This window comes from Streptomyces solitudinis, assembly GCF_036323765.1.
Classification (GTDB): domain Bacteria; phylum Actinomycetota; class Actinomycetes; order Streptomycetales; family Streptomycetaceae; genus Streptomyces.
Genome location: NZ_JAZDCW010000003.1, coordinates 355,062 through 380,799, shown reverse-complemented (window position 1 = coordinate 380,799; position 25,738 = coordinate 355,062). Strand labels below are relative to the sequence as shown.

At 76.6% G+C, this 25,738-nt stretch carries 19 protein-coding genes and 1 pseudogene; 14 read left to right on the top strand and 6 right to left on the bottom strand.

Annotated elements, in window-relative coordinates; translation table 11 throughout:
- The first annotated feature begins 80 nt into the window (after positions 1–80).
- Both V1J52_RS09185 and pepN read left to right on the top strand, forming a co-directional pair.
- Positions 81–1,124 (top strand): hypothetical protein, encoded by a 1,044-nt coding sequence (locus V1J52_RS09185; protein WP_330139154.1) that lies wholly within the window; start codon positions 81–83, stop codon positions 1,122–1,124.
- Positions 1,125–1,215: 91 nt separating this feature from the next.
- Positions 1,216–3,786, top strand: coding sequence for an aminopeptidase N (gene pepN, locus V1J52_RS09180; RefSeq protein WP_330139556.1), 2,571 nt, complete (start codon positions 1,216–1,218; stop codon positions 3,784–3,786).
- Between the two features lie 227 nt (positions 3,787–4,013).
- Here pepN and V1J52_RS09175 read toward each other — a convergent pair whose 3' ends face one another.
- Genes V1J52_RS09175 through V1J52_RS09165 form a run of 3 tightly spaced genes read right to left on the bottom strand, consistent with a single transcriptional unit; the run spans position 4,014 to position 6,699 of the window.
- Entirely contained in the window at positions 4,014–4,253 is a 240-nt protein-coding gene (locus V1J52_RS09175) for a hypothetical protein (RefSeq protein WP_330139153.1), read from the bottom strand.
- Positions 4,254–4,300: 47 nt separating this feature from the next.
- Entirely contained in the window at positions 4,301–6,415 is a 2,115-nt protein-coding gene (gene malQ / locus V1J52_RS09170) for a 4-alpha-glucanotransferase (protein ID WP_330139152.1), read from the bottom strand.
- A complete protein-coding gene (locus tag V1J52_RS09165) occupies positions 6,415–6,699 on the bottom strand; it encodes a hypothetical protein (RefSeq protein ID WP_330139151.1) in 285 nt (94 codons plus the stop codon). The genes malQ and V1J52_RS09165 overlap by 1 nt, the downstream gene beginning before the upstream one ends.
- 329 nt (positions 6,700–7,028) lie before the next feature.
- On the opposite strand from V1J52_RS09165, the gene V1J52_RS09160 reads away from it, so the two are divergent.
- On the top strand, positions 7,029–10,424 hold the full coding sequence (locus V1J52_RS09160) for a beta-N-acetylglucosaminidase domain-containing protein (protein WP_443075794.1): 3,396 nt from the start codon (positions 7,029–7,031) through the stop codon (positions 10,422–10,424).
- A 27-nt stretch (positions 10,425–10,451) separates the two neighbouring features.
- On the opposite strand, the gene V1J52_RS09155 is transcribed toward V1J52_RS09160, so the two are convergent.
- From V1J52_RS09155 to V1J52_RS09145, 3 genes are all read right to left on the bottom strand, one after another.
- Positions 10,452–10,997 carry a winged helix DNA-binding protein gene (locus V1J52_RS09155; RefSeq protein ID WP_330139149.1) on the bottom strand — a complete coding sequence of 182 codons (546 nt, stop codon included), beginning with the start codon at positions 10,995–10,997 and terminating at the stop codon, positions 10,452–10,454.
- A gap of 99 nt (positions 10,998–11,096) precedes the next feature.
- Positions 11,097–11,837 (bottom strand): TSUP family transporter, encoded by a 741-nt coding sequence (locus V1J52_RS09150; protein WP_330139148.1) that lies wholly within the window; start codon positions 11,835–11,837, stop codon positions 11,097–11,099.
- 6 nt (positions 11,838–11,843) lie between these two features.
- Positions 11,844–12,764, bottom strand: a complete 921-nt coding sequence (locus V1J52_RS09145; protein ID WP_330139147.1) for a mechanosensitive ion channel family protein — start codon at positions 12,762–12,764, stop codon at positions 11,844–11,846.
- A gap of 176 nt (positions 12,765–12,940) precedes the next feature.
- Here V1J52_RS09145 and V1J52_RS09140 point away from each other — a divergent pair, with 176 nt between their 5' ends.
- The 11 genes and pseudogenes from V1J52_RS09140 (at position 12,941) to V1J52_RS09090 (ending at position 25,713) form a co-directional block, all read left to right on the top strand.
- Positions 12,941–13,540 (top strand): HNH endonuclease, encoded by a 600-nt coding sequence (locus tag V1J52_RS09140; RefSeq protein WP_330139146.1) that lies wholly within the window; start codon positions 12,941–12,943, stop codon positions 13,538–13,540.
- A 153-nt stretch (positions 13,541–13,693) separates the two neighbouring features.
- On the top strand, positions 13,694–15,103 hold the full coding sequence (locus V1J52_RS09135; RefSeq protein WP_330139145.1) for a GlnX family signal transduction membrane protein: 1,410 nt from the start codon (positions 13,694–13,696) through the stop codon (positions 15,101–15,103).
- Positions 15,100–16,155, top strand: coding sequence for a glutamate ABC transporter substrate-binding protein (locus V1J52_RS09130; RefSeq protein ID WP_330139144.1), 1,056 nt, complete (start codon positions 15,100–15,102; stop codon positions 16,153–16,155). Before V1J52_RS09135 ends, V1J52_RS09130 begins: the two co-directional genes overlap by 4 nt.
- Before the next feature lie 86 nt (positions 16,156–16,241).
- Positions 16,242–17,543, top strand: a complete 1,302-nt coding sequence (locus V1J52_RS09125) for a hypothetical protein (protein WP_330139143.1) — start codon at positions 16,242–16,244, stop codon at positions 17,541–17,543.
- On the top strand, positions 17,540–20,020 hold the full coding sequence (locus tag V1J52_RS09120; protein WP_330139142.1) for a serine/threonine-protein kinase: 2,481 nt from the start codon (positions 17,540–17,542) through the stop codon (positions 20,018–20,020). Before V1J52_RS09125 ends, V1J52_RS09120 begins: the two co-directional genes overlap by 4 nt.
- A gap of 2 nt (positions 20,021–20,022) precedes the next feature.
- Complete coding sequence (locus V1J52_RS09115; RefSeq protein ID WP_330139555.1) at positions 20,023–21,327, top strand: protein phosphatase 2C domain-containing protein; 1,305 nt, start codon at positions 20,023–20,025, stop codon at positions 21,325–21,327.
- Between the two features lie 133 nt (positions 21,328–21,460).
- A pseudogene (locus tag V1J52_RS09110) lies at positions 21,461–22,171 on the top strand (hypothetical protein); the annotation flags it as partial.
- 34 nt (positions 22,172–22,205) lie between these two features.
- The gene (locus V1J52_RS09105; protein WP_330139141.1) at positions 22,206–23,327 is read left to right on the top strand and encodes an FHA domain-containing protein; all 1,122 of its coding nucleotides are present in this window, start codon (positions 22,206–22,208) and stop codon (positions 23,325–23,327) included.
- Positions 23,328–23,372: 45 nt separating this feature from the next.
- Complete coding sequence (locus V1J52_RS09100) at positions 23,373–24,104, top strand: ABC transporter ATP-binding protein (protein ID WP_330139140.1); 732 nt, start codon at positions 23,373–23,375, stop codon at positions 24,102–24,104.
- Complete coding sequence (locus tag V1J52_RS09095) at positions 24,101–25,177, top strand: ABC transporter permease (protein ID WP_330139139.1); 1,077 nt, start codon at positions 24,101–24,103, stop codon at positions 25,175–25,177. Before V1J52_RS09100 ends, V1J52_RS09095 begins: the two co-directional genes overlap by 4 nt.
- Positions 25,178–25,308: 131 nt before the next feature.
- Positions 25,309–25,713 (top strand): globin, encoded by a 405-nt coding sequence (locus tag V1J52_RS09090; protein WP_330139138.1) that lies wholly within the window; start codon positions 25,309–25,311, stop codon positions 25,711–25,713.
- Positions 25,714–25,738: the final 25 nt, after the last annotated feature.

Here is a 25,738-nt window from a genome sequence, read left to right as displayed (position 1 = left end):
TGAGGGCGGTTTTGTCCTGAAGTGTCGACGGGACGGTAACAGCCGTTAGTGCACGGGGGCCGCGGGGGAAACGCCCCGGCATGACGTACGACGCCCCGCGCACTCCCCGCCCCCTCAGCGACCTGTCCGACGTGCGGCGGCGCGTCGTCACCGCACGCACGCTCCGCGAGCAGGGCGTGACGGGCGCGACCGCCCAGCACCGGTGCCGTCCGGGCGGACCCTGGCAGCGTCCCCTGCCGGGCGTCTACCTGCTGCACCCCGGCGCGCCGACGGGTGAGGAGCGGCTGCACGCGGCGCTGCTGTACGCGACGCGGCGGGACCCGGCGCCCGGAGCGGTGATGGTCACCGGCCTGGCCGCGCTCGCCCTGCGCGGTTTCGCCGCCGCGCCGGCGCTGTCCGCCCTCACGCACGTCGACCTGCTCGTGCCGGACACCCGCCGGCTGCGCTCGGTGGGCTGGGTGCGCGTCGTGCGGGCGCAGGCGGTGCCCGCACCCGAGGAGGCCGCCGGGCTGCCGGTCGCTCCGGCCGCCCGCGCGGTGGCCGACGCGGTGGCCCGGCTCAGCGACGCGAGCTTGGTGCGGCGGCTGCTGGCCGAGGCGGTCGGGGACGGGCACTGCGCGGCGCAGGCCCTGGTGCGTGAGCTGGGCGGGGCGCGGCTGCTGACCCGCCCGGACGTGGCGGACGCCGTGGACGTGCCGCCGGCCGGGGGCCGGGCACCTGCCGAGGCGCGGCTGTACGCGGTGGTCAGGGACGGCGGCCTGCCCGAACCCTGCTGGAACGTGGACCTGCGGCTGCCCGGCGGCCCGTGCCTGGGCCCCGTGGACGCCTTCTGGCCGGAGCAGTCCGTCGCCGTGGAGATCGCCCCCCGCTCCACCGGGCACACCGGCGACGGCTCCAGCGACGACAGCGGCGACTCCGGCGACGGTGACGGCTCCAGCGGGAAGCCGTGCGCGGAGTACGCCCGCAGGCGGGAGCTGCTGGAACGCCTGGGCGTCACCGTCGTGCACCTGACGCCGCACGGGCTGCGGGACGACCCGCGGCGGCAGGCGGAGGTCGTCCGCGCCACCCTGGCGGCGGCCGACAGGCGGGACCCGGGCGCCTACCTGCTCGTGCTGCCCCGCTGACCGCCGCAGCGCGCGGAAAGGCAGCGGCGCCGGGGCGGGAGGGCGTGGAAGGATGGCCGGACCGCTGAACAACGACGAGGGAGAACACCACGTGCCTGGGACGAATCTGACCCGTGACGAGGCGCAGGAGCGGGCGCGGCTGCTGACCGTGGACGCGTACGCCGTCGAGCTGGACCTCTCCGGGGCGCAGGAGGGGGGTACGTTCCGCTCGGTGACGACGGTGCGCTTCACCGCCGGCGCGGCCGGGAGCACCTTCGTCGACCTGGTCGCCCCGGCCGTGCACGAGGTCGTGCTGAACGGCGAGGCGCTGGACGCCGGGGCGGTGTTCGCCGACTCCCGCATCGCGCTGGCCTCCGTCGCCGCCGGGGAGAACGAGCTGCGGGTCGTCGCGGACTGCGCGTACACCAACACCGGTGAGGGCCTGCACCGCTTCGTGGACCCGGTGGACGAGCAGGCGTACCTCTACACCCAGTTCGAGGTGCCGGACGCACGGCGGGTCTTCGCCTGCTTCGAGCAGCCGGACCTGAAGGCCACGTTCGCGTTCACCGTCACGGCGCCCGAGGGGTGGACGGTCATCTCGAACTCGCCGACGCCCGAGCCCGAGGGGCGGGTGTGGCGCTTCGCGCCGACGCCGCGCATCTCCACCTACATCACCGCGCTCATCGTCGGCCCGTACCACAGCGTGCACAGCGCCTGGGAGGGCGAGGGCCGCAGCGTGCCGCTGGGCCTGTACTGCCGTCCCTCGCTGGCCGAGCACCTGGACGCGGAGGCGCTGTTCGAGGTCACCCGGCAGGGCTTCGACTGGTTCCAGGAGAAGTTCGACCACCCGTACCCGTTCGAGAAGTACGACCAGCTCTTCGTGCCGGAGTTCAACGCGGGCGCCATGGAGAACGCGGGCGCGGTGACCATCCGCGACGAGTACGTCTTCCGCTCCAAGGTCACCGACGCCGCCTACGAGGTGCGCGCCGAGACCGTGCTGCACGAGCTGGCGCACATGTGGTTCGGCGACCTCGTGACGATGGAGTGGTGGAACGACCTGTGGCTGAACGAGTCGTTCGCCACCTACACCTCCGTCGCCTGCCAGGCGCACGCCCCCGGCAGCCGCTGGCCGCACGCGTGGACGACCTTCGCCAACCAGATGAAGACGTGGGCCTACCGGCAGGACCAGCTCCCGTCCACCCACCCGATCATGGCGGAGATCCGCGACCTGGACGACGTCCTGGTCAACTTCGACGGCATCACCTACGCCAAGGGCGCCTCGGTGCTCAAGCAGCTCGTGGCCTACGTGGGCATGGACGAGTTCTTCCGCGGCGTGCAGACGTACTTCAAGCGCCACGCGTGGGGCAACACCCGCCTGACGGACCTGCTCTCCGCGCTGGAGGAGACCTCGGGCCGCGACCTGTCGGCCTGGTCCAAGGCGTGGCTCCAGACGGCGGGCATCAACGTGCTCCGCCCGGAGATCCTGGTGGACGACGACGGGGTGATCACCTCGTTCGCCGTGCGCCAGGAGGCGCCCGCGCTGCCCGAGGGCGCGTCCGGCCAGCCCACGCTGCGCCCGCACCGCATCGCCATCGGCGTCTACGAGCTGGAGGCGGGCCGCCTGGTGCGCAACGAGCGCATCGAGCTGGACGTCGAGGGCGACCTGACCGAGGTGCCGGAGCTGGCGGGCCGCGCCCGTCCGGCCGTGATCCTGCTGAACGACGACGACCTGTCGTACGCGAAGGTCCGGCTGGACGCGCAGTCGCTGGCGACCGTCACCGCGCACCTGGGCGACTTCACCGAGTCGCTGCCGCGCGCGCTGTGCTGGGCCTCGGCCTGGGACATGACCCGCGACGGCGAGCTGGCCGCCCGCGACTACCTGGAGCTGGTGCTCGCCGGAGTGGGCAAGGAGTCGGACATCGGCGTCGTCCAGACCCTGCACCGCCAGGTGAAGCTGGCCCTCGACCTGTACGCCGCGCCCGGCTGGCGGGAGGAGGGCCTGGCCCGCTGGTCCGGGGCCGCGCTGGAGCACCTGCGCGCGGCGGACGCGGGCAGCGACCACCAGCTCGCCTGGGCCCGCGCGTTCGCCGCGACCGCCCGCACGGACGGGCAGCTCGCCTTCCTGGACGGGCTGCTGGAGGGCACGGAGACGGTCGAAGGCCTGGCCGTGGACACCGAGCTGCGCTGGGCGTTCCTCCAGCGGCTCGCCGCGAAGGGCCGCGCGGACGAGGAGCGGATCGCGGCGGAGCTGCGGCGCGACGCCACCTCGGCGGGCGAGCGCCACGCCGCCACCGCCCGCGCCGCCCGCCCGACGGCGGAGGCCAAGGCCGCGGCGTGGGCGCAGGTCGTGGAGTCCGACGCACTGCCCAACGCGCTCCAGGAGGCCGTCATCGGCGGCTTCGTCCAGACCGACCAGCGGGAGCTGCTCGCGCCCTACACCGAGCGGTACTTCGAGGCGCTGGCCGGGGTGTGGGAGGCGCGCAGCCACGAGATGGCCCAGCAGATCGCGGTGGGCCTCTACCCGGCGGTGCAGATCTCCCCGGCGACGCTGGAGGCGACCGACGCGTGGCTGGCGTCGGCGTCCGGCGGCAGCGCGGCCCTGCGCCGCCTGGTGACCGAGTCCCGGGCGGGCGTCGAGCGCGCCCTGCGCGCCCAGGCGGCGGACGCCGCCGCCGCCCGCTGACCCGTGCCCCCACCGGCGGGGGTGGCCGCCACCACCCCCGCCCACTCCCCCGCCGGGGCACGGGACGCGAGGAGGCGGACGGCGGGACGGGGCCGCTCAGCGGAGACGGCCGTGCGTCACGTCAGGGGCCGGAGGGCCGCACGGGACGCCGGAACGCCCGCCCGGCTCGTCCGGACGGGCGGCGGGGGGCGCTGGTGACGGCGTGCGGTGTCAGCCGACGTGCGGTGTCAGCCGGTCTTCCTGCCGGTCTTCTCCCCGGCGACGACGAGCCCGGCGATCAGCGCGAACAGGACGAGCGGCGCCGCCACGAACAGCCCCAGCGTCTCCACGACGCTCAGCTTGGGAGCGGGGTCGTCGCCGTCGTCCCGGACGGCGGCGAAGGCGGGGGACGACAGCAGCAGCACCAGCGCCGTGCCGATGCTCAGGAGCCCGGCACGCGCAGCGAAAGTCTTGACAGTCTTGACCACGTTCCCAACGTAGCGAACGGCACGCGGACCCGCGCATCCGGGGTCCGCTAGCCTCCGCGTCCCTCCGGGCGCGCGCCGGGGCGGCGGGGCGGCGGGTGCGCGGTCAGCTCGTCGCGCAGGGCGGTGAGGAGCCCGTGCAGCCGGGGCGAGGCGAGCAGCTCCTCCAGGGGGAGCGGGCGCCCGGAACCGTCCGCGAGGGGCAGCCGCCAGTTGGGGTACTCCAGCGAGGTGCCCGGCACGTTCTGCGGCCGCCGGTCCCCCACGCCGTCCGGCAGCCAGACACCGACCAGGCAGGCGGGCGTGGCGGCCAGGAACCGGTACACGGCCCGGACGCGGGCCTCCTCGTCCCCGTGGCCGCCGGGCAGCAGGCCCAGCCGGGCGAAGACGGTGAGCCAATCGGCGCGCTCGGCGGCGTCGGCGGTGCGCGCGGCGCGCAGCGGGCCGTCCAGCAGGCCGAGCCGGTGGTGCAGCTCGACGTGGTCGCCGCTGAGCCGGGCGGCGGTGCTGGGCAGGTCGTGCGTGGTGGCCGTCGCCAGGCAGCCCTGCCGCCACCGGTCGGGCGGCAGCGGCCTGCCACCGCCCCCGTAGTCCCGTTCGAACCACAGCACCGAGGTGCCGAGCACGCCGCGCCGCGCCAGCTCCTCGCGCACGCCGTCCTCGACGGTGCCCAGGTCCTCACCGATGACGACGGCGCCGGCCCGGTGGGCCTCCAGGGACAGCACGCCGAGCATGGCCTGCGCGTCGTAGCGGACGTAGGTGCCCTCGGCGGGCGGGCGCCCCTCGGGCACCCACCACTGCCGGAAGTGGCCCATGACGTGGTCGATGCGCAGGGCCCCGGCGTGGCCGAGCAGCCCGCGCAGCAGCTCCCGGTAGGGACGGTAGCCGGTGGCGGCGAGCGCGTCGGGGCGCCAGGGCGGCAGGCCCCAGCCCTGGCCCGCCGCGTTGAACGCGTCGGGCGGCGCGCCGATGGACATCCCGGCGGCCAGCGCGTCCTGCTGGGCCCAGGCGTCGGAGCCGGAGGGGTGCACGCCGAGGGCGAGGTCGTGGACGAGGCCGAGCGGCATGCCGGCGCCCCGGGCGGCCTGCTGGGCGCGGGCGAGCTGCTCGTCGGTCAGCCAGGCGAGCCAGCAGTGGAAGTCGAGCCGGTCCAGGTGCCGGGTGCGGGCCCGCCGGGCGCGCGGCGAGCGGGGGTCGTCGAGGCCGGAGGGCCAGGTGCGCCAGTCGGGGCCGTGCAGCTCGGCGAGGACGTTCCACAGGGCGTGGTCCTCCAGGGCACTGCCGTGGCGGGACAGGAAGGCGCAGTACTCGGCGCGGCGGCCGGGGCTGAGCGGGACGGTGCGCAGGATCTCCAGGGCGTCCAGTTTGAGCGCCCAGACGGCGTCCCGGTCGATGTGGGCGTCCTTGCGCAGCACCCCGTCGCGCAGGGCGGCGGCCCGTTCGGTAAGGCGGTCCATGCGGCCGCGTTCGGTGCCGGTCAGGTAGGCGTACTCGGGGACGTCCTCGACGCGCAGGTGGACGGGGTCGGCGAACCGGCGGGAGGAGGGGCGGTAGGGCGAGGGGTCGGTGGCCTCGCCCGGCGGCGCGGGCACGGCGGCGTGCAGCGGGTTGAGCTGGACGAACCCGGCGCCGGCGGTGCGGGCGGCCCAGGTGGCGAGGTCGGTGAGGTCGGCCAGGTCCCCCATGCCCCAGGAGCGTTCGGACAGCAGCGAGTACAGCTGCACCATCAGGCCGTGCGTGCGGTGCTCGGGCTGGGGTAAGCGTTCGGGCGCGACGATGAGGGCGGCGCGGGCGGTCCGCCCGTCGGGCGCCTGCGCCCGCAGCGTGTGGACGCCGGACGGCAGGCCGGGCCCGAGGCCGCGCCCGGGGGCACCGTCCTCGGTGTCCACCCGCAGGACGGTGCCCGCGGGCACGGCGAGCGGACCGGCCAGGGGGTGTTCCTGCCCGGTCCGCAGGACGAGGGTCGGGGGGAGGAGCCGGGTGGCGGCGGCGCGGTCGTGGTCGTCCAGCGCCTGCCGGACGGCCTCGGGTGTCGAGGCGTCCACGCCGAGTGCGGCGAGCACAGCGACGACGGTGCGGTCGGGTACGTCGACGGACTGCCCGGGGGCGGGCGAGTAGGACGTGGCGACACCGTGTGCCGCGGCCAGCCGCGCCAGCCGGTCCATCAGATCTCCGTGTACTCCGCGCCGAATCCCGCGCCGGTGGGCTCGCTGGTCAGCGGCAGTTCGGCGGCGATGGGGGGCTCGCTGGTCAGCGGGGCGACGTCGGCGAGCGGGGGCTCACTGGTGAGCGGCGCCTCGAAGCAGCCGCAGGTGCAGGAGCCGTCGAGCCCGGAGTCCGGGCCGAGGATGGTGGCGAAGATGCGTTTTGAGGGATCGCCCTCTTCGGCTCGCCCCTGCTGTCTGGGCAGCGGGGCGAGGGTCTCTAGCAGTTCGGCGGACGCGGCCACGGGGGCCTCCGTTCCTGGACGACGTGCGGGACACCCAGTGCCTTACCCACTGCGGGCGCGGGCATCCGTGATCCGGACGAGAACGTGGCACAGGTCACGTCACGGCGGCACCGGGAATTTCACGGCCGTGGTGGGCCGCGAGCGCAGGGCACACGGTGCGACGGCCGTTCCACATGAGATTTTACGGGATGCGGCGGACATCGCATCCGGCAGTGATCCGATCCGGGACACAGGACACGCGTACGGGCGACCACCACCACGGCGGACAAGCCGGACACTTCCCCCCGACGCGTTGACACCCGGTGGCGCCGGTGATGGGCTCGGCGGCGATGGGCAACGGGCTGACACACACGGACGCGCGGGAACCGGACGGGCCGGACGGGCCCGGCACGGAGCCCGCGCCCGGCGGCGCTCCGCGGACACCCGGCGGGGCCGCCGGGCGGGCCGGGCGGCGGGCCGGTGCCTCGGCGCTGGTCGCGGCCGTCGTCGGCGCGCTGCTCGGCGGCGCTTCCGGCGCCCCCGCCGGATGGGGCGGCGCCCCCGCACACGCCGCCCCGCTCGCCCCGCAGCCGTCCCCCGCCGCCGGGCACGACGGGCAGCGGCGCGCCGGGCAGCAGGCACCCGCCGTCTGGCCGCGCCCGCAGCACGCCGAGCAGCGCGGCTCCGCGCTCCCCCTGCCGTCCGAGGCCGTGCTCGTCGCCGAGGAAGGCACCGACGCGCCCGCGCTGGCCGCGCTCCGGGAGGCGCTGCACGCCGCCGGGGTGGCCACCGTGCGCCAGGCGCGGCCCGGGGGAACGCCGCCGCCGGGCGCCCTGGAGGTCGCGGCGGGCGGCCCGCGCGCCGAGGAGGCGCTGCGGGTGCTCGGCGCCGCCGGGCAGGGCGACCTGCCGCCGGGCGGCTACCGGCTCGCCACCGGCCGCGTCGGGGGCCGGGTCACCGTGGCGCTCGCCGCCCCCGACGGCGCCGGACTGTTCCACGCCGCGCAGACGCTGCGCCAGCTCACGGCGGACGGACGGCTGCCGCAGACGGTGGTGCGGGACTGGCCCGCCGCCCCGGTGCGCGGCACCACCGAGGGCTTCTACGGGCAGCCGTGGACGCACGAGCAGCGGCTGGCCCTCGTGGACTTCCTCGCCCGCACCAAGCAGAACCGCTTCCTCTACGCCCCCGGCGACGACCCCTACCGGGCGGCCCGCTGGCGCGACCCGTACCCGGCCGGGCAGCGCGCGGCGTTCCGGGAGCTGGCCGAGCGGGCGCGGGCCGGGCACGTCACGCTGGCCTGGGCCGTCTCACCGGGCCAGCGGTTCTGCTTCGCGTCCGCCGAGGACCGCCGGGCGCTGCTGCGCAAGCTGGACGGCATGTGGGCGCTGGGGTTCCGCGCCGTCCAGCTCCGGTTCGACGACGTCAGCTACACCGAGTGGCACTGCGAGGCGGACGCCGACGCCTACGGGCGCGGCCCGCAGGCCGCCGCCACCGCGCAGGCCGAGCTGGCCGGCGCCGTCCTCGCGCACCTGCTGCGCCGCTCCCCCGGCCAGGGGACCGACGTGCGTCGGCAGCCGCTGTCGGTGCTGCCGACCGAGTTCTACCAGGAGGGCCGCACCGAGTACCGCGCGGCGCTCGCCGGACGGCTGGACGACCGGGTGCAGGTGGCCTGGTCGGGCGTCGGCGTCGTGCCGCGCACGATCACCGGCCGGGAGCTGGGCCGGGCCAGGGAGGCGTTCGCGCACCCGCTGGTGACGCTGGACAACTACCCGGTCAACGACTACGCCGAGGACCGGCTGTTCCTCGGCCCCTACACCGGCCGGGAACCCGCCGTCGCCGCCGGTTCGGCGGCGCTGCTGACGAACGCGATGGAACAGCCGGTCGCCTCGCGCGTCCCGCTGTTCACCGCCGCCGACTTCGCCTGGAACCCGCGCGGCTACCGCCCCGAGGAGTCCTGGCGGGCGGCCGTCGCGGATCTGGCGGGGTCCGACGGGCAGGCGCGGTCGGCGCTGCGCGCGCTCGCCGGGAACGGTGCCTCCTCCATGCTCGGCGGCCAGGAGTCGGCGTACCTGCGTCCGCTGCTGGACGGCTTCGACGCCGCGCTGGACGGCCGCGACGAGGAGCGGGTCACCGCGGCGGCCCGGCGGCTGCGCGAGGCGTTCACCGTGCTGCGCACCGCGCGCGGGCGGCTCGCGGACGTGGCGGACGGCGCGCTGGTGGCCGAGACGGCGCCCTGGCTGGAACAGCTCGCCCGCTACGGCACGGCCGGGGAGGAGGCGGTGGACCTGCTCCTCGCCCAGCGGCGCGGCGACGGGCCCGCCGCCTGGCGCGGGCAGCTCGCCGTGGCGAGGCTGCTCGACCAGGCCGGCGCGGCGGACGCCACGGTCGGCGACGGCGTGCTGGACGCCTTCCTGCGCGAGACGCTGGCCGCCGCCCGCGCCTGGACGGGCGCCGCGCCCGAGCGGACCGGCGGCGCCCGGGGCGGCCCGCCGCCGCGCCCCGGCGGGCAGGCCGCCGCGGCGGCCGACGGCGACCCCGCCACCCGTTACGCGGCGCGGGCGGCCCCCCGCTCCGGCACCGAGCCGCTGACCGTGCGGCTGCCCGCGGCCCGCCCGCTGGAGGCCGTCACCGTCCAGTCGGGGCCCGGCAGCGGCACCGAGGCGGCGGTCGAGGTGCACGCCCCGGGTTCGGGCTGGCGCCGGATCGGCGAGCTGGACGGGCAGGGCTTCACGCACCTGACGGCGGACGGCGCCAGGGCGGACGCGATCCGGCTGGTCTGGCTGGCTGGCTCGGCGGCGCCGGTGGTGCACGAGGTCTCCCCCTGGTACGCCGACACCCCCGGCACGTCGACCGCGCTCGCCCGCGCCGAGGCGGACGCGGTGGCGGGCGGCCCCGCAGCGCGGGCCGTGCTGCGCCTGACCTCCCACCGGCCGCGGGACGTCGCCGGGCGGCTGACGGTCCGCGCGCCCGAGGGGTTCACCGTGCGGGCGCCGCGACGGCTGACCGTGCCGCGCGGCGCCACCACGGACACGCCGCTGGTCCTCACCGCGGACGAGGGCGTGCGCCCCGGCAGCCACCGCGTGCCCGTCGTCTTCACCGAGGACGGGGGCGAGCGGCGGGAGCTGACGCTGACCGTGCGGGTCGGCCCGCGCACCGACGACCGGGACCTGGCGCTCGGCGCGCGGGCCGAGTCGTCGGCGGACGAGACGCCCGACTTCCCCGCCGCCGCCGTGACCGACGGCGACCCCGCCACCCGCTGGTCCTCGCCACCCGCGGACGACGCCTGGGTGCGGGTGGAACTGCCGCGCCCGGCCCGCGTCGGCGCCGTCACGCTGCACTGGCAGGACGCCTACGCGGCCGGGTACCGGGTGGAGGTCTCCGCCGACGGCCGCTCCTGGCGCACGGCGGCGACGGTGCGCGACGGGAGGGGCGGACGCGAGACGGTGCGCCTGGCCGCGCCGGGCGAGGTCCGGTACGTCCGGATCAGCGGGGAGCGGCGCGGGACGGAGTACGGCTACTCGCTGTGGTCCGTGGCCGTCCACCCGGTCGCCGGTCCGGCGCCGGAGCGCCCGGCGGACGGGGACGGGGGGCCGGACGGGACGCCGGAGGGGGACCGGGGCCGCGCGGACGAGCGTGAGCCGGACGAGGAGGGGCCGGACGGTGACGGGCCGGACCAGGACGGACCGGAGGAAGGCGGGGCGGGCGCGGCTCCGGAGGAGGACCGGGGCCGCGCGGACGGGCCGTGAGGCGGCCGGGGCGCGCGGGCGGACGGCTCAGAGCCGGAAGCCGTCGTCCCCGCCGAGGTTGCGGACCACCCGCCGCAGGACCCGCACGACCGTGACGTACTCGGCGTCGCTGACGCCCGCGCGGATCTGAGCGAGCGTGGCGGGCATGACGTCGCTCCACAGCCGGTCCAGCGCCGCCGAGCCGGCCGCGGTGAGCCGCAGCCGCCCCCCGTCGTCCTCGCCCACCCAGTCACGGGCCAGCAGTTCCTCAAGCGCCGGGCCGACGACGGACACGTCGAGCTGCGGGCGGCCCTCGGCGATGATGTCGGCCACCTCCCGCCGGGTGAGCCCCCGCGGTGCCTGGTGTATCCGGTTGAGCGACCACCAGTGCGGCTGGGCGATGCCCTCCCGGCCGAGCGCGGCGTTGATGTGCCCGACGATCGCGGTACCGGCCACGCCGGTCCAGTAGCCGAGCGGCTGCTCCAGCAGTTCGGCGTCCGGCACCTCCTCGGCGGGGGCCGGTGCGGGCGCCGTCGCGGCGGCGTCCGTCGCGGGGGCGGGCGTGGTGAACTGGGTGGGGAGGGTGGAAGCCATGGTGTGCCGTCCTTCCGGCTGCGTGCAGCCCGGTGGTGTTCCGACGTGGCATCACCACGCTAGAAGGTGAACTTCGGTTGAGGTCAACGGCGACCGCGGTCAGGTGGCCGACAGGCCGCCGATCCCCTTGGCCAGCGTCACCAGGCCGCCGCCGAGCGCCAGGGCGAGGACGACGCGGCGGGCGCGGTGCTCCGAGGTGCGCGCGGCGAGGAGGTGCCCGGCCACCAGGCCCCCGCTCAGCGCGGCGGCGCCCAGCAGCCACACCGGGCGGGTGAGGTGGGGCGTGCCCTTGGCCACGAGGGAGAAGACGTTGACGACCAGCCCGTAGAACTGCGCGTTGGGCACGAACTCGCGCGCCGTCCACCCGGCGTTGACGGCGTACAGGGAGACCGCGGGGCCGCCCAGCCCGGCCGAGGAGTTCATGAAGCCGCTGGCCGCGCCTGCCGCGACCGCCCCCGCCGTGCCGCGCAGCACCGGCACCCGCACGCCCCGCACGAGCAGCAGGACGAGGAGGGTGAGCAGTGCCCCCATCGCCGTCAGCAGCACCGGTTCGGGCAGCCGCCTGGCCACGGTGGCGCCGAGCGGCACGGTCACCGCCGCCGCCGCGACGAGCGGCACCATCGCCCGCAGCCTCACCCGGCGCCAGGTGGCCGCCAGCCCGGCCCCGCTGATCGCCACGCCCGCGCAGTTCGCCAGCGCCACGCCGTCCATCGGGCCGACGAGCAGGACGAGGAAGGGCGCGGAGACCAGCCCGAAGCCGATGCCCGCCAGCCGCTGCACGGCCGCACCGCAGAAGACGACGGCGCCGAACGGCAGCAGGAAGGACCAGCTCGCCAGCACCGGCGGTCAGCGGCACCGGTCGTGCTTGGCCAGGCAGACGGGCCCGTCGTCCACGACACGGACACCGTGCGCGTCCAGGGCCTGCTTGATCCGCCAGCGCAGCTCCCGCCCGGCCGGCGGGGCCGCGCCCGGCATCGTCTTCACCGCGACGCGCACGGTCATGGTCTCCCGCGTCACCGCGTCCAGGCCCAGCACCTCCACCGGGCCCCACAACCGCTCGTCCCAGGGCGGCTCGGCGGCCATCTCGCGTCCCGCGTCGAAGAGGACGGCGCGGACGGTCTCCAGATCCTCGTCCGCGCCGACCTGCACGTCCACCTCCGCGGTCGCCCAGCCCTGGCTGAGGTTGCCGACGCGCTTGATCTCGCCGTTGCGCACGTACCAGATCTCGCCGGTGTCCCCGCGCAGCTTCGTCACCCGCAGACCGATCTCCAGCACGACGCCGGTGGCCTCCCCCGCGTCCACCCGGTCGCCCACCCCGTACTGGTCCTCCAGCAGGATGAACATCCCGGTCAGCACGTCCGTCACGAGGTTCCGCGCGCCGAAGCCGATGGCGACGCCCGCGACGCCCGCGCTCGCCAGGAGCGGTCCGAGGTTGATGCTGAGCACCGACAGGACGGTCAGCGCGGCGGTGCCCAGGATGAGGAAGGACGCGACGCTGCGCAGCACCGAGCCGATCGCCCCGGAGCGCTGCCTGCGCCGCTCGGCGTTGATCAGCAGACTTCCGAACCCGGGCCCCGGCGTGGCGCCCTCCTGCGTCCCGCGGCTCATCCGCGCCACCAGCCGCGTGATGGTGCGCCGGACCACCGCGCGCAGCACCAGCGCGATCACGACGATGAGGATGATGCGCAGCCCGGCGCCGAGCCAGCTCTCCCAGTTCTCCCGTACCCAGCCGGCGGCCTCGTCGGCGCGGCGCCCTGCGTCGTCCATCGGGTCCACGGTTCCACCCTATCGGGGGACACACGGGGGCCCGGGGTGCCGGTGTGGCACAGAACACCAGCAGCGCATTACGCGATCGTGGTGGCGCTGCGGGGGCCGCCCGGGACACACTTGGGGGGAGATCGTCCCGGCACGAGCCACGTGCCGCAGACGTACGAGGAGGCATCGTGCCGCATGTCCTGGTCCTCAACGCGTCGTACGAGCCGCTCGGTGTCGTACCGCTCCGCCGCGCGCTCATCCTGGTCCTCAACGACAAGGCGATCTGCCTGGAGGACTCCGGCGCCCTGATGCACAGCGCGACCCACGCCATGCCCGCGCCCAGCGTGGTACGGCTCAAGCGGTTCGTGCGGGTGCCCTACCGGGGCCCCGTCCCGCTGACCCGCCGCGCCCTGTTCGCCCGGGACGGCGGGCGGTGCGCGTACTGCGGGCAGGCGGCGACCAGCGTGGACCACGTCATCCCGCGCAGCCGGGGCGGGCAGCACGTGTGGGACAACGTCGTCGCCGCCTGCCGCCGCTGCAACCACGTCAAGGCGGACCGGCACATCACCGAGCTGGGCTGGCGGCTGCGGCACAAACCGGCGCCCCCGACGGGGCTGGCCTGGCGCATCATCGGCACCGGCCACCGGGACCCGCGCTGGCTGCCGTACCTCCAACCGTACGGCGCGGACGACGCCCTGGCCCGGATCGACGCCAGAGCGGACGCCAGGACGGATGCCAGGGCGGATCTCCGCCTCGACGCCCGGATCGACGGCAGGTCCCCTGCCTGAGGTCCGGGCTTTCGTCTGCGGTGGCCGGGGCGGCGGCCGTTCACGTTCGGGCACATTCCGCGTCCGACCGGTGCCGCTGCGCACTTCCCCGCGTCATACTGCTGGCCGTGACCGGGGAGGGTTCACCGAGCGACCGAGGGGGAGGCCCGTACCGTGACGCAGGCGCCACACCTGGCACCGCCCGAGCCGCCGCTCCCGGCGCGCCCGGAGCCGCCGCGGCGGACCGCCTGGTCGGAGGGCGTCGCGCAGCTGCGGGCCACCGCGGTGACGGAGCCGGGACGGCTGCGCGTCATCGGCGCCCTGCTCGCCGCCGCGCTCGTCGCCTTCGGCGCGGTGACCGCCGGGCAGGTCGCCCAGCGCGCCTCGGCGGCCGACGCCGTCATCCACGGCAGCCAGCCGCTCAGCGTGGACGCCGCCGAGATCTACCGCTCGCTCGCCGACGCCAACACCACGGCCGCCAGCGGCTTCCTGGCGGGCGGGCAGGAGCCGCGGCAGGTCCGCGACCGCTACGAGCGGGCCGTCCGCACCGCCGCGCGACTCATCACGCGGGCGGCCGGGAGCGGCGGCGGCTCGCCGAGCGCGCGCCGCGAGCTGCGCACGCTCAACGAACGGCTCCCCGTGTACACGGGACTGGTGGAGGCGGCGCGGGCCAACAACCGGCAGGGGCTGCCCATCGGCGGCGCCTACCTGCGCTACGCCGACGAGCGGATGCGCGAGGAGCTGCTGCCCGCCGCCCGGCGCCTGTACGCGGCGGAGTCCGCCCGCTACCGCGCCGACCACGCCGAGGCCAGCGCCTGGCCGTGGCAGGCGCTGGCCCTGGGCGGGCTCGTCCTCGGCGCACTGGTGTGGGCCCAGCGGCGGCACTACCTGCGCACCAACCGGGTCTTCAACCGCGGCCTGCTCGCGGCGACCGGGGCGGCGCTCGTGCTGCTGGTGTGGCTGGCCGCCGGGCACGGCGTCGCCAGGGGGCAGCTCGCCGCCGCCGAGGACCACGGCGCCCGGTCGCTGCACACCCTGAACGAGGCGCTGGCCGCCGCCCTTGAGGCGCGGGGTGACGAGGGCATGACCCTGGTCGCCCGGGGCGGGGGCGCGGGGTACGAGGAGACGTACCGGGAGAGCATGGCGCGCCTGGCCGGGGGCGCGACGGACGGAGAGCCGGACGGGAGTGCCGCGGGCCGCGCGGCGGACGGGGGCGGGCTGCTGGCCCGGGCGCTGCGGCTGGCCGACGACGACGCGGGCCGCGCCCCCGTGCGCGGGGCGCTGCGGGACGTGCGCGAGTGGCACGAACGCCATGCCGAGGTACGGGAGCTGGACAACACGGGTGCGTACGGTGACGCGGTCGCCAAGGTGATCGGCCGCAGCGGCACCACGGGCGAGACCTTCGACCGGGTGGACGCCGCCCTGCGCGAGGCCATCGGCCACGAGCAGGACCAGTTCACGCGGTCCGCCAAGTCCGGCCGGGCGGCGTCCGACGGGCTGCCGGCCGGAGCCGGAGCCCTGGCGCTCGCCGGTGCGGCCGGGGCCGTGACGGGGATCGGCCGGCGGCTGGCGGAGTACCGGTGAGCGGGCGGGGCGGGCCGGTGCCGGGCGCGGGCGGCCGGGGGCGCGGCGCCGGAGCGCGCGCGGCGGCGGGCGCCGCGCTGTTCGCGGTGTGCGCCTGGGCCTGCGCCGCTCCCCCGGCGGCGGACCCCGCAGGCGTACCCGGTGCTCCCGGCTCGCCCGGCGCCCCGGCCGCCGCCCGCCAGGCGCAGGACCGGGACGCGGCGCAGGACCGGGACGCGGCGGCCCGGCAGGCGCAGACGTGTGCGGACGGCAGTCCGGCGGCGGCCAGCCTGCGGCCGTCCCGCGCGGCGGGTCCGGCCGTCCGCCGCATCCAGGAGCGCGGCCACCTCGTCGTCGGCGTCGACCAGAACAGCTACCTGTGGGGCTACCGCGATCCGCACACCGGCGCCATCGACGGCTTCGACATCGACCTGGTGAAGGCCGTCGCCCGCGACCTGCTCGGTCCCGACCCGAGGATCGTCTACCGCACCATCCCCACCGACCAGCGCATCCCGGCCCTGCGCGGCCGCGACGTGGACCTCGTCGTGCGGACGATGACCGTCAACTGCGAGCGCCGCGAGCAGGTCGCCTTCTCCACCGCCTACTTCGAGGCGGGGCAGCAGGTGCTGGCCCCGCGCTCCTCCCCCGTCACGGGCTTCGACGACTCCCTGGACGGCCGCACCGTGTGCACCGCGCGGGGCTCCACCGGTGAGAGCGCGCTGCGGGACGGCCGCCACGGCGCCCGCCTGGTACTCGTGCCCAACCAGCTCGACTGCCTCGTGCGGCTCCAGCTCGGCCAGGTGGACGCCGTCGTCACCGACAACGCGCTCGCCGCCGGGCAGGCGGCGCAGGACCCGACCGTCGCGCTGGTCGGCGAGCCGTTCACCAGCGAGTCGTACGGTGTCGCGATGAACCGGGGGGACGAGGATCTGGTCCGGCGCGTCAACCGCGTGCTGGACGACTTCCGTTCGGGTGGTGCGGACAGCCCCTGGCGGACCTCCTTCGACCGCTGGCTGGCGGACGTCATGCCCGACCGGGACCCGGAGCCGCCCAGGCCGCGCTACCGGGACTGAGACGGGCCCGGGCGGGGCGCGAGGGCGCCGTCCGGTGCGGGACAGGCAGCCGCGGGAGCGGCCGGACGAGAGCAGCGAGGTGATCGATGGGGTCCGCGGAACCCGCCGGACCGGTCCTGGACCGGGAGGGGGTCGACAGGGCGCTGGCCCGGCTCGGCGCGGAGCACGAGGCGATCGAGTCGTCCCTGCTCGCCCTCCAGGACCACGCCGGGCGCCGGCTGCTGGAGGGCGCCGAGCTGACCGGCACCACCAGACACCGCTGGGCCGCCACCGAGCAGACCATCACCGCGCTGTGGACGCAGTTCGAGCGGTACACCGAGGCGCTGGCCGCCGCGCGGGCCGTGCGGGAGCGGCGGCGCTGGCCGGGGCGGGAGGAGCTGGCCGAGCTGACCGGACTGCTGCGCGGACGCGGCGTGACCGTCGCCGGATGCGGCGCGGGCGGTGGCGCGGGCGGCGGGCGGCTCGCCGAGCACCTGAGCCTGCCCGAGCTGGTGGAGCGCATGAACACGGGGTACGCGCGGGCCCTGGACGTGGTCGCCGCGGCGGACGCGGTGTGGTCCGCGCTGCCCGCCCGCATCGACCTCCTCGCCGCCGAACTGGGCCGCATCCGCTCGCTGGCGCACTCGGTCGGCGTCCGTCCCGGCGAGCACCCGGCGGGCGACGACCTCGCGGAGATCACCGCCGAACTCACCGCGCTGCGCCGCGAGGCGATCACCGATCCGCTGGCCTTCTGGCATCCGGCGGGCGGCTCCAGCGCGCCCGGCGGCGGCCGCCTGGACACCGACCGCTACGACCGGGCGGCGCGGGCGCTGGAGGAGGTGCGCCGGGAGATCGACGCCGTCCTCGGCGTGCGGCAGGACGCCGAACAGCGGATCGTCCGGCTGCGGGACGTGCTCTCCCGCGCCGACCGCACCCTGGCCGAGGCCCGGATCGCGCGCGGCGAGGTGCTGGCGAAGATCGCCGCGTCCGAGGTCCCGGCGGTCAGCGGTCCGGCGACGGCCCTGCACGAGCAGTTGGCGCTGGCCGTGGATCACCGCCGCCGTGCCCAGTGGCACCGGCTGTCCCCGCTGCTGGACAGTCTGGAGCAGCGGGCGGACGAGGAGCTGGAACGGGCCAGGGACCAGCTCTCGGCGGTCACCGCGCCGCTGGCCGTGCGCGCGGAGCTGCGCGGGAGGCTGGACGCCTGCCGGGCCAGGCTCACCCGGCACGGCCTGGCCGGTGACCCGCTGCTGGCCGAGCGGTACGACGCGGCGCGGCGGATGCTGTGGAGCGCGCCGTGCGACCTGCGCGCCGCCGGGCAGGCGGTGCTGCGCTACCAGCGGGCGGCGTCCGAGGCGCTGGCGCCCCGGGCGGACGGCGCCCCGGTGGACGGCGGGAGGGACGGGTGACGGCCGGGCCGCGGCGGGCGTGCCGGCAGCCGGGGTGCGCCGGGGCCTACGAGGACGTGGGCGGGGGCGAGCTGTACTGCGACGTGTGCGGGCTCTCGCCCGTGCTGGCCGCCACCGGCCCGTCCGGCGGTCCGGGGGCGTCCGGCGGTTCCGGTGCGGTGCCGTCCGCCCGGTCCGGAGGCGCGCGGCCGTCGGGGCGTTCTCGGTCCTCCCGGCGTTCCGTCCCCGGGCGGCTCACCGGCGCCCCGGGGACGGGCCCGGCGGCCCGGCCGCTGTCGGTGCGCAGCTCCGGCTCCGCCGCTTCCTCCTCCACCCGCAACCGGCTGGGCGCGGGGCTCGTCGCCGTGCCGGAGGTGCCGCGCGCCGATCCGGCCACCGCCGTGCTGAAGCGCGCCGAGGTGCCCGAGCGCAAGCGGTTCTGCGGCAACCCCGACTGCGGCAGCCCGGTGGGCCGCGCGCGTGCCGGGCGGCCGGGGCGCACCGAGGGCTTCTGCACCACGTGCGGGCAGCCCTACTCGTTCGTGCCCAAGCTCCGGGCGGGCGACGTGGTGCACGGGCAGTACGAGGTCGCAGGTTGCCTGGCCCACGGCGGGCTCGGCTGGGTCTACCTCGCCGTGGACCGGGCCGTCTCCGACCGCTGGGTGGTGCTCAAGGGGCTGCTGGACACCGGCGACCCGGACGCGATGGCGGCGGCGATCTCCGAGCGGCGCTTCCTCGCCGAGATCGAGCACGCGAGCATCGTGCGCATCTACAACTTCGTCGAGCACCTGGACCAGCGCACCGGCAGCCTCGACGGGTACATCGTCATGGAGTACGTCGGCGGCAAGTCGCTCAAGCAGCTCGTCGAGGAGCGGCGCACACCGGACGGGCGACGCGACCCGCTGCCCGTCGAGGTGGCCTGCGCGTTCGGCATCGAGGCGCTGGAGGCGATCGGCCACCTGCACGGCCGCAGACTGCTGTACTGCGACTTCAAGGTGGACAACGCGATCCAGCAGCACGACCAGCTCAAGCTGATCGACCTCGGCGCGGTGCGCCGGATGGACGACCGGACCAGCGCCGTCTACGGGACGCCCGGCTACCAGGCGCCCGAGGTCGCCGAGCTGGGGCCCTCGGTGGCGTCCGACCTCTACACCGTCGCCCGGACCCTGGCCGTGCTGACCTTCGACTTCCGCGGCTACACCAACGTCTACGCGGACTGCCTGCCGGACCCGGACACGGTCGAGGTGTTCGGCCGCCACGAGTCGTTCTACCGCCTCCTGGTGCGGGCCACGGACCCCGACCCGCGCCGCCGCTTCGGCTCCGCCCCGGAGATGGCCGAGCAGCTGACGGGCGTGCTGCGCGAGATCGCGGCGGTCGGCAGCGGACGGCCCCGGCCCGCCGTCTCCACCCTCTTCGGCCCGGAACTGCGGGTGGCCGACACCGGGTTGCTGCCCGCCGAGGACGGTGACGCGACGCTGCCCGGTACCCGGGCGGTGCGGCGGGGCCGCCGGGCGGAGCCGGTGGCCGCCGGGCCGGTCGCGCCCGCGTGGTCGGTGGCGGTCACACCGCTGGACGGTGCCGCCGCCGCGCTCGCGCTGCCGGTGCCGCGCGTCGATCCGGACGACGCCAACGCCGGTTTCCTGGCCGGGCTCACCGGAGCCTCCGCGCGGGACCTGCTGCTCGCGCTGCGCGCCGCCCCGGCCGACTCCGTCGAACTGCGGCTGCGCGCCCTGCGGGCCCGGCTGGAACTGGCCCGTCCGGCGGCGTGGGAGGAGCCGCCGGAGCTGCGGGCGCTGACGGAACGGCATCCGGAGGACTGGCGTGTCATCTGGTACCGGGGGGTGACCGCGCTGGTGCACGGGGACCACGAGACGGCCGCCCTCGCCTTCGACGCCGTGTACGACGCCTTCCCCGGCGAGCCCGCGCCCAAGCTGGCGCTGGCCGTGGGCGCCGAACTGCTCGGCCAGTTGGACAACGCCGAGGAGTACTACCGACTGGTATGGTCCACGGACCCGAACTACGTCGGTGCCGCCTTCGGTCTGGCCCGGGTGCGGCTGGCGCGCGGAGACCGGGCGGGAGCCGTCGCGGCGCTGGAGTCCGTCCCCGAGTCCTCCGTCCACCACGTCGCCGCGCGGGTCGCGTCGGTCTCCGCCCGGCTGCGGCAGCGCGGGGCCGGTGAACCGCTGCTGGCGGACCTGCGGGTCGCCGCCGCCGAGCTGGAACGGCTGCGCACGCTGGGGCTGGACGCCAGGCGCGGGGAGCGGCTGGCCGTCGAGGTGCTGGGCCGGGCGCTGGACTGGGTGCTGGCCGGACGCCCGGGGGCGCCGGAGGGGGCCGGGCGGTCCGGAGCGCTGCTGGGCAGCCCGCCGACGGAGGACGGGCTGCGGCGCGGCCTGGAGACAGCCTGCCGACGGCTCGCCCGTCTCGCGCCGGACGGGACCGAGAGGAACGCATGGGTGGAGCGGGCCAACCGCTACCGCCCCAGGACATGGGTGTGAGGATGCCTCAGCTCGACCGACGCTCCGCCTGCCCCAGCTGTGCCGAACCGCTGGAGCCAGGCGACCTGTTCTGCGGTGTGTGCGGTGCCGGCCTGCCGGAACCGCCGCCCGCCGCGCCTCCGGGCCCGCCCGCGGCCCCGGCCGTGCCGCCGCCGCCCGCGCGGCCCCCGTCCCCGCCGCCCGTACCCCCGCCGCCCGCGACGCCCGCGCAGCCACCGGCGCAGCCGTCCGTCCCGGCGCCGCCCGCGCACGCTCCCGGCCCGGCACCGGCGGGCAGGACGGCACCGGCGGGCGGGACGGACGACGCCGACTACACGCTGGCGCCGCCCGCCCCGCCCCGGCCCGCGTCCGACCCCCGCACCGACGAGGCCGTCCCGGCCCCGCCCGCGCCGGGGGCCGCGCCCGGAGCGACGGCCTGCACCGCCTGCGGTGCGGACGGCTCCGACGCGGACGGCTACTGCGAGCGGTGCGGACACGCCCGGCCGGGCCGGCGCGACCACCAGGAGGAGGAACTCCCCGGCGTGGCCGCGGCCAGCGACCGGGGACTGCGCCACCACCGCAACGAGGACGCCTTCGCCGTGGCCACCGCCCGGCTCCCCGGCGACCACCCGGCCGTCGTGGCCGTCGTCTGCGACGGGGTGTCCTCCTCCGCGCGGCCCGACGAGGCGTCCGCCGCCGCCGCGCGGGCGGCCAGGGACGTCGTCACGCAGGCGCTGCCGCGCGGCGTCCAGCCGCCCCGCGCCGTGCACGAGGCGCTCGGCGTGGCGGCGCGGGCGGTCGCGGAGCTGGCCGACGCCGCACGGGACGGCGGCCAGAACGCCCCCGCCTGCACCATCGTCGGCGCGGTCGTGGCCGACGGCGTCCTGACCGTCGGCTGGATCGGCGACAGCCGGGCCTACTGGGTGCCGCAGGACGGCACCTCGGCACCCGCCCGGCTCACCGAGGACGACTCGTGGGCCGCGCAGATGGTCGCCGCCGGGCTCATGACGGAGGCGGACGCCTACGCGGACCCGCGCGCGCACGCCATCACCGGCTGGCTCGGCGCGGACGCCGACGACCTCGACCCGCGCACCGCGTCGTTCCGCCCCGAGGGGGCGGGCGTCGTCGTCGTGTGCACGGACGGGCTGTGGAACTACGCCGAGTCGGCGCGGGACATGGCCGACGCCGTACCGGCCGACGCCCTCGACAGGCCGCTGGCCGCCGCCCGGCACCTCGTCGGGCACGCGCTGCGGGGCGGGGGCCACGACAACGTAACGGTGGCGGTGATCCCGTTCCCGGCCGCCGCGCGCCGGGAAGAATCGGCCTGAGGTCCGACTCCGGGGGGAGTGACGAGGAATGGCCGACTTCGCGGAGCCGCACACGCCCGAATTCTCGGTGGAGGTCCACCACAACCCGTACCTGCCGCCGGAGGGCCGGGAGGTCAACGCGATCGTCACCGTGACCGCCGCCTCCGCCGGGGACGGCGCGGGCGGGGACGTCCAGGAGGTCACCGGCATCGCCTCGGCGCTGCCGGGCACCGCCGACATCGTCGCCGACGTCGCCCTGCGGCTGTGGACGCCGCAGGACGCGGAGGTCGCCTTCGTCAGGCAGGTCGCGCCGGTCGTGGCGGACCTCACCGGGCGCCGCGCACCGGCCGGGCCGCGCGCCGGCGACTACCCGACGGGCTCGTGGGGCGACGAGGTGCGCGACTACCACCTGTGCGTCCGCGTCCCGGCGGCGGCCGTGGGGCAGGAGATGCTGGCCGCCCGCGTCGCGCTGGTCCGCCCGCGTCCCGCGCCCGAGGGGGCCCAGGTGCTGGGCCAGGGTCTGGTGCGGGCCCGGTGGACGGCGGACACGGCCGCGTCCACCGTCATGAACCCGCAGGTGGCGCACTACACCGGGCAGGCGGAACTGGCCCGCGCCGTCCAGCGCGGCCTCGACGCCCGCAGGGCCGGGGACACGGACGAGGCGACGGCCCGGCTCGGCCGCGCGGTGCGGCTCGCGGCGGCCTGCGGCAACGCGGAGACCGCCAGACTGCTGGCCAAGGTGGTGGACGTCGTGGACGTGGCGACCGGTACTGTTCGGCTGAAGGCGAAGGTCGCCGAAGCCGACGAGATGACACTCGAAACGCGGTCCACGCGAACGGTCCGCGTGCGGAAAGCCGGTAACTGACCGCACAGCAGCGGTACGGAGGGGGTAGTTCCACATGCCGACTTGCCCGAACGGTCACCAGTCGGCGGCCGACGAGTGGTGCGACGTGTGCGGACACCCCATGACCGCCACCCCCGCGGCGGTCCCCCCGCCGCCCGCGTCCCCGCCGCCGGGCCCGCCCCCGGCACCGGGCCAGGGCACCGGGGGCTACGGCTACGGCTACCCCACCGCTCCCCCGCCGCCGGGCGGACCCACCGGCGGCTACGGCTACCCCGCAGCCCACGGCGCTCCCGGCCAGGGCGTGCCGCCGGGGCAGCCGACACACCACACCGAGCTGTGCCCCCGGTGCCGCACGCCGCGCGAGTCGCGGGGCCCGTTCTGCGAGGAGTGCCGCTACAACTTCCACTCCCACGCGGCCGCCTACGCCCCGCCCGCCCCGCCGCCGGGCTTCCACCAGCCGGGGCCGCCGCCGGTGTACGAGGACTCCCGGCCCTCGCGGATGAACCGCCCGGCCGAGCCCATACCGCCGCAGCCCGAGACCGAGCACGGCGACTGGAACCTGGCCCCGCCCGCCGCACCGCCGGCCCCGCCGCAGCAGCCCCAGCCGTACGAGCCCTACCCGCCCCAGCACCACCCCCCGCACCCGACGCCGTCCCACCAGCAGCCGCACCACCAGTCCCACCAGCAGCCCCACCAGCAGACGCCGCCGCCCCACCAGCAGGCCCCGGCCCCCGGCTACCCGGGCGGCCCGAGCGGGCCGCAGAGCCAGGGCGCGGGCTGGGTCGTCACCATCGGACCCGACCGCGAGTACTTCACCGCGATGATGCAGCGCAGCGGACCCGAGGGCGCCGGGCTCAGCCTGCCCGCGTACTCGCCCGAGCAGCACGTGACGCTGTCCGGGCAGCAGGTCAGCATCGGCCGCAGGCGCAACTCCACCGGTGAGGCCCCGGACATCGACCTGTCCCGCCCGCCGGAGGACCCGGGCGTCTCCCACCAGCACGCCCTGCTGGTCCAGCAGCCGGACGGCGCCTGGGCCGTCGTCGACCAGGACTCCACCAACGGCACCACCCTCAACGGCGCGGAGGACCCGATCCAGCCGTTCGTGCCGGTGCCGCTCGCCGAGGGCGACCGGGTGCACGTCGGCGCCTGGACCACGCTCACCCTGCGCCGGGGCTGAGCCCGGCAGGCCGGCCCGGAGGCGGCCGGGATAGCGTCGGGCGGCATGACCACTGATGCCGCGATCACAGCTGAAGGGCTGCGCAAGCGGTACGGGGATGTACAGGCGGTCGACGGGGTCTCGTTCGAGGTCACGCGCGGCGAGTTCTACGGCATCCTCGGACCGAACGGCGCGGGCAAGACGACGACCCTGGAGATCGTCGAGGGCCTGCGACGCCCCGACGAGGGCCGGGCGCTGCTGCTGGGACTGCCGTCCTGGCCCCGCGACAAGAAACTGCTCCGCCGCATCGGCGTGCAGCTCCAGGCGTCCGCGTTCTTCGAACGGCTCACCGCCCGGGAGCAGATCCGCACGTTCGGCGAGCTGTACGGCGTCCCCCGGGAACGGGCGGACGCCATGCTGGAGAAGGTCGGGCTGACGGACAAGGCCGACGTCCCGCACGGAAAGCTGTCCGGCGGCCAGGAGCAGCGGCTGTCCATCGCCTGCGCCCTCGTGCACGACCCGGAGCTGGTGTTCCTGGACGAGCCGACCACCGGCCTCGACCCGCAGGCCCGGCGCAACCTGTGGGACCTGCTGCGCGACATCCAGGCCGAGGGCCGCACCGTCGTGCTCACCACGCACTACATGGACGAGGCCGAGACGCTGTGCGACCGGGTCGCCGTCATGGACCACGGCCGCGTCCTGCGCGTCGGGCCGCCGCGCGAGCTGATCGCCGAACTGGGCGTGCGCTCCCTGGAGGACGTGTTCCTCCAGCTCACCGGACGGGAGTACCGCGAATGACGTCCTTCAGAACCCTGTCCCGGGCCATGGCGCTCGGCCTGCTGCGCGACCGCGCGGCGGTGTTCTTCATGCTCGTCTTCCCGGTGCTGTTCCTGGTCCTCTTCGGCGCCCTGTTCAAGGACGCGGGCGTCTCTCAGTCCCGCGTCGTGCAGGTCGGCGACGTCACCGTGCTCGACGAGATGCCGGAGCAGAGCCGTGCGGCGCTGCGCGACGTCCTGGAGGTCGAGAAGACGGACGGCTCCCCCGCCGCGCTCAAGGACGCGCTGGAGCAGGTCCGCAAGGGCGAGGTGGACGCGGCGGTGACGCAGCGCGGCGACGAGGTGGAGGTGCACTTCTCCGCCGCCGACCAGGTGCGCGCCGGAACCGTCCACTCCGTCCTCGACTCCGTCGTCCAGGCGGCCAACCAGGCCGCCACCGGCCAGCCGCCCGCCTACACGCTGACGGCCGAGCGGGTCGAGGACGAGTCGGTCCAGCCCATCCAGTTCCTCACCCCGGGCCTGCTGGCGTGGGCGGTGGCCATGGGCGCGGTGTTCGGCCCGGCGCTGAACCTCGTCAGCTGGCGCAAGAAGCGCATCCTGCGGCGGTTGTGGCTGGCCCCCGTGGACGCGACCTCGGTGATCGGCGCCCGCCTCGGCATCAACGTGGTGCTCGCCCTCGCGCAGACGGCGATCTTCCTGGGCATCGCCACCCTCCCCTACTACGGGCTGCGGCTGACCGGCGACTGGTGGGTCGCCATCCCGCTCGTGCTGGCGGGGACGCTGGCCTTCATGTCGATCGGCCTCCTGGTGGGCGCGTGGGCGAAGACGGAGGAGGCCGCCAACGGGCTGGCGCAGATCGTCATCCTGCCGATGGCGTTCCTCTCCGGAGCCTTCATCCCGCTGGACGCCGCCCCGGCCTGGGTGCGCACGTTCGCGGAGTTCCTGCCGCTCAAGCACCTGGCCGACGCCATGCAGGGCGTGCTGTCGCGCGGCGAGAGCTGGGGCACGGCGCTCCCGGTGATGGGCGGCCTGCTGCTGTTCGGGGCGGTCGTGACGGCGGTCGCCTGGCGCGTCTTCCGCTGGGACGACGCCTGAGTCCGCCCCGGCCGGGACGGACTCGGGCGCCAGTCCCGGCCGGGGCGGGACCGACGCGCAGCCCGGGGCCCGGTGCGGGCCGGTGGCCGGAGGCCGCCGGTGCCCGCCGGGCATCTGCGACCATGGGGTGCGTGATGGAGATTCCGCGGGGCACCTTGCAGCAGCAGACGTTCTTCGAGCAGGTCGGGGGCGAGGAGACCTTCCGCCGGCTGGCGAAGCGCTTCTACGAGGGCGTCGCCGGTGACGCGCTGCTGCGTCCCATGTACCCGGAGGAGGACCTCGGCCCGGCCGAGGAGCGGCTGGCGCTGTTCCTCATGCAGTACTGGGGCGGGCCGCGCACCTACAGCGAGAACCGCGGCCACCCCCGGCTGCGGATGCGGCACGCGCCCTTCACCGTCGACCGCGCCGCACACGACGCCTGGCTCACCCACATGCGGGACGCCGTCGACAGCCTGGAGCTGGCGCCGGAGCACGAGAAGCAGCTGTGGGACTACCTCGTCTACGCCGCCGCCTCCATGGTCAACACCCCGGGCTGAGCCGCCGCCCCGCCGGGCGCGCCCC